This is a genomic window from Lampropedia puyangensis, from assembly GCF_004833285.1.
In the GTDB taxonomy this organism is placed as follows: domain Bacteria; phylum Pseudomonadota; class Gammaproteobacteria; order Burkholderiales; family Burkholderiaceae_C; genus Lampropedia; species Lampropedia puyangensis.
The window spans coordinates 1-2663 of the sequence record NZ_STFG01000051.1 but is presented as its reverse complement, the minus strand read 5'-3'; the positions used below and the strand labels follow the sequence as shown (position 1 = coordinate 2663).

Genomic DNA, 2663 nt, shown 5'->3' with positions numbered 1-2663 from the left:
TTTCGCAGCATCTCTGGCTCATCCATCAGCCCCTTTTCATTCTTGATCAGGGGCTTTTTGTTTGTCCTCTTCAAGGAGTTTTCATGGCTTCATGCCCTCATTGTCATTCTCACAATCTCAAAAACCGCACCCTTGGTAGAACCGTTGCTGGTTCTGTCGGTGGCTTAGCCGGTGGTGCCGCAGGCGTTGCCGGTGCTTTGAACGGTGCACGCACTGGTGCCATGGCCGGTGTCATTGCTGGCCCCATTGGTTCTGTCTTAGGCTCTATTGCAGGTGCAGCCCTTGGTGGCCTGCTTGGTAGCAAGATCGGCTGTGAAGTCGGCTCAGCCGTTGGCGAAAGCTTGGATGCCAATGTCCTGGACAACATCGAGTGCATCGACTGTGGTCACACCTTCCGACTGTGATTCTTTAGCTGATTGAATCTGCCCCTCTCTCTTACTCTTTCATCCATAGGCCCACTGGTTTTGTCCAGTGGGCCTTTTTGTCGTCCCTATTTCCCCTCAATGGAGTTCCTATGTCCCATCTCGTTGAAACCATGGCTTATGCAGGCCAAACCCCTTGGCATGGTTTGGGCCACAAACTGGCCCGTCGTCAGCCCATAGATGTCTGGGCGCAAAAGGCTGGTATGGACTGGACCATTGAATCCACCCCAGTGCGCTACATGGCAGAAGACAAGTCTTTGGGCCTTGGCTATGGCGAAGCCCTGGAGTTTCCAGACCAACGGGTTCTGTACCGCTCAGACACTAAAGCCCCACTGTCCGTGGTCGGCAGTCGCTACAAGGTTGTTCAACCCCGTGAGGTGCTGGAGTTCTACCGCGATCTCACCGAAGTCTCTGGCTTTGAATTAGAAACTGCCGGTGTTTTGCGTGCCGGACGTAAGTTCTGGGCCTTGGCCCGCACTGGCAAAGAAACCGCCCTCAAAGGCAATGACGTGGTCAAAGGCTATTTGCTCTTGGCGACTTCTTGTGATGGCACCTTGGCAACCACTGCGACGCCAACGACTGTACGGGTCGTCTGCAACAACACCTTGTCGATTGCTTTGGCTGGTGCTGCAGGCAACGCCTCTGGCGCCATTCGTGTACCCCATAGCCGTTCATTCAATCCAGAAGAGGTCAAACGCCAATTGGGTATTGCTGTGACCCAGTGGGATGGTTTCATGTACCGCATGAAGATGCTCACCGAGCGCAAAGTCAAAACCCACGAAGCCATGGACTTCTTCCTCAAAGTGTTATGCACCAATGAAGGAAATAACCATGGCACTCGCAGCTTCACTGGTTCTCGTGCTTCTTCTGGCTTGACCAATGAGCGTGCATTGAAGAAAGCCCAATCTCTGTACCAAGGTGCAGGCCGTGGTGCAGAGCTGCATGCAGCCAAAGGCACCGCTTGGGGCTTGCTGTCATCCATTACGGAGTTTGTCGATCATGAACGCCGTGCACGTTCACAAGACAACCGTCTGGATAGTGCCTGGTTTGGTCAAGGTGCCGCCATCAAACAGAAAGCCCTAGAACAAGCTTTATCGATGGTGGAGTGATCTGCCCTATGTCTCAATCCCATTCACCCCGTCATAAGGCCCCTGTAGCGATACAGGGGCTTTTTTTGTTATGGGGTGGATGGAGATGAATGAACGTTTCCTAGTTTCCAATTCATGGAGGTTGTATGTCTCAATTTTCCTCAACCGTTGAACCAACAGAACGTGTTTTGCGTTCTCGTTCTTCTTCTAACGGATCCACTACACGCCCCGCATTACGCTTGGTTAAAACCAATGACCTCTCCCGTGATGAATGGCTGGATGTGCGTATGCAAGGTATCGGCTCATCCGATGCCGCTTCTGCTGTGGGCCTGAACCCCTATTGCTCCCAACTGGAGCTGTGGATGGTTAAGACCGGCAGACAACATCTGCTGCCGCAAGACGATTCCAATGACGAATCGAGTCCCATGTATTGGGGCACATTGCTGGAACCCATTGTGGCTGCGCATTACACCAAACGCACAGGCAACAAAGTACGCCGAGTCAACGCCGTATTGCAGCATCCAGAACACCCTTGGATGCTGGCCAATATCGACCGTGAAGTGGTGGGGTCGAGCGATGTACAAATTCTGGAATGCAAAACAGCAGGCCTGAACGGAGCCCGTCTCTGGAAAGATGGAGTGCCTGAATACATCCAACTGCAAGTCATGCACCAACTGGCAGTCACAGGCAAACAAGCCGCTGACGTCGCCGTACTCATCTGTGGTCAAGAGCTGCAGGTGCACCGCATTGAACGGGACGAGACCATGATTGCGCAACTCATTGCACTGGAGCAGCAGTTCTGGAGTTTGGTTACAACCAACCAAGAGCCCAATGCCGATGGTTCCGATTCAGCAGATTTGGCACTGCGGTGTCTGTATCCCAAAGATGCAGGCTCTATCGTGGACTGGAAAGCAGATCCATCCATGAGCGCCACGTTTGGTGATTTGCTGGATGTACGCAGTCAGCTGACCAAATACCAGGAGCAAGAAAGCCAACTGAAGCAAACCATTCAACAAGCGATGGGCAGTGCCAGTGTGGCCTTGTTTGAAACGGGTTCTGTGAGCTGGAAACAAGCCAAAGAGTCCAGCAGCATCGACACCAAGAAGCTGGCCCAAGACCAGCCTGAACTCATTGCGCAATACACACAAACCAA

General features: G+C 52.8%; 3 protein-coding genes. All 3 read left to right on the top strand.

Features of this window, described 5'->3' with window-relative positions; genetic code table 11:
* The first annotated feature begins 83 nt into the window (after positions 1-83).
* Positions 84-404 (top strand): hypothetical protein, encoded by a 321-nt coding sequence (locus E9531_RS17315; protein ID WP_136575016.1) that lies wholly within the window; start codon positions 84-86, stop codon positions 402-404.
* A gap of 110 nt (positions 405-514) precedes the next feature.
* Entirely contained in the window at positions 515-1531 is a 1017-nt protein-coding gene (locus E9531_RS17310) for a DUF932 domain-containing protein (RefSeq protein ID WP_136575015.1), read from the top strand.
* Positions 1532-1656: 125 nt separating this feature from the next.
* A partial coding sequence (locus tag E9531_RS17305) for a YqaJ viral recombinase family nuclease (RefSeq protein WP_136575014.1) occupies positions 1657-2663 on the top strand: 1007 nt, incomplete at its 3' end.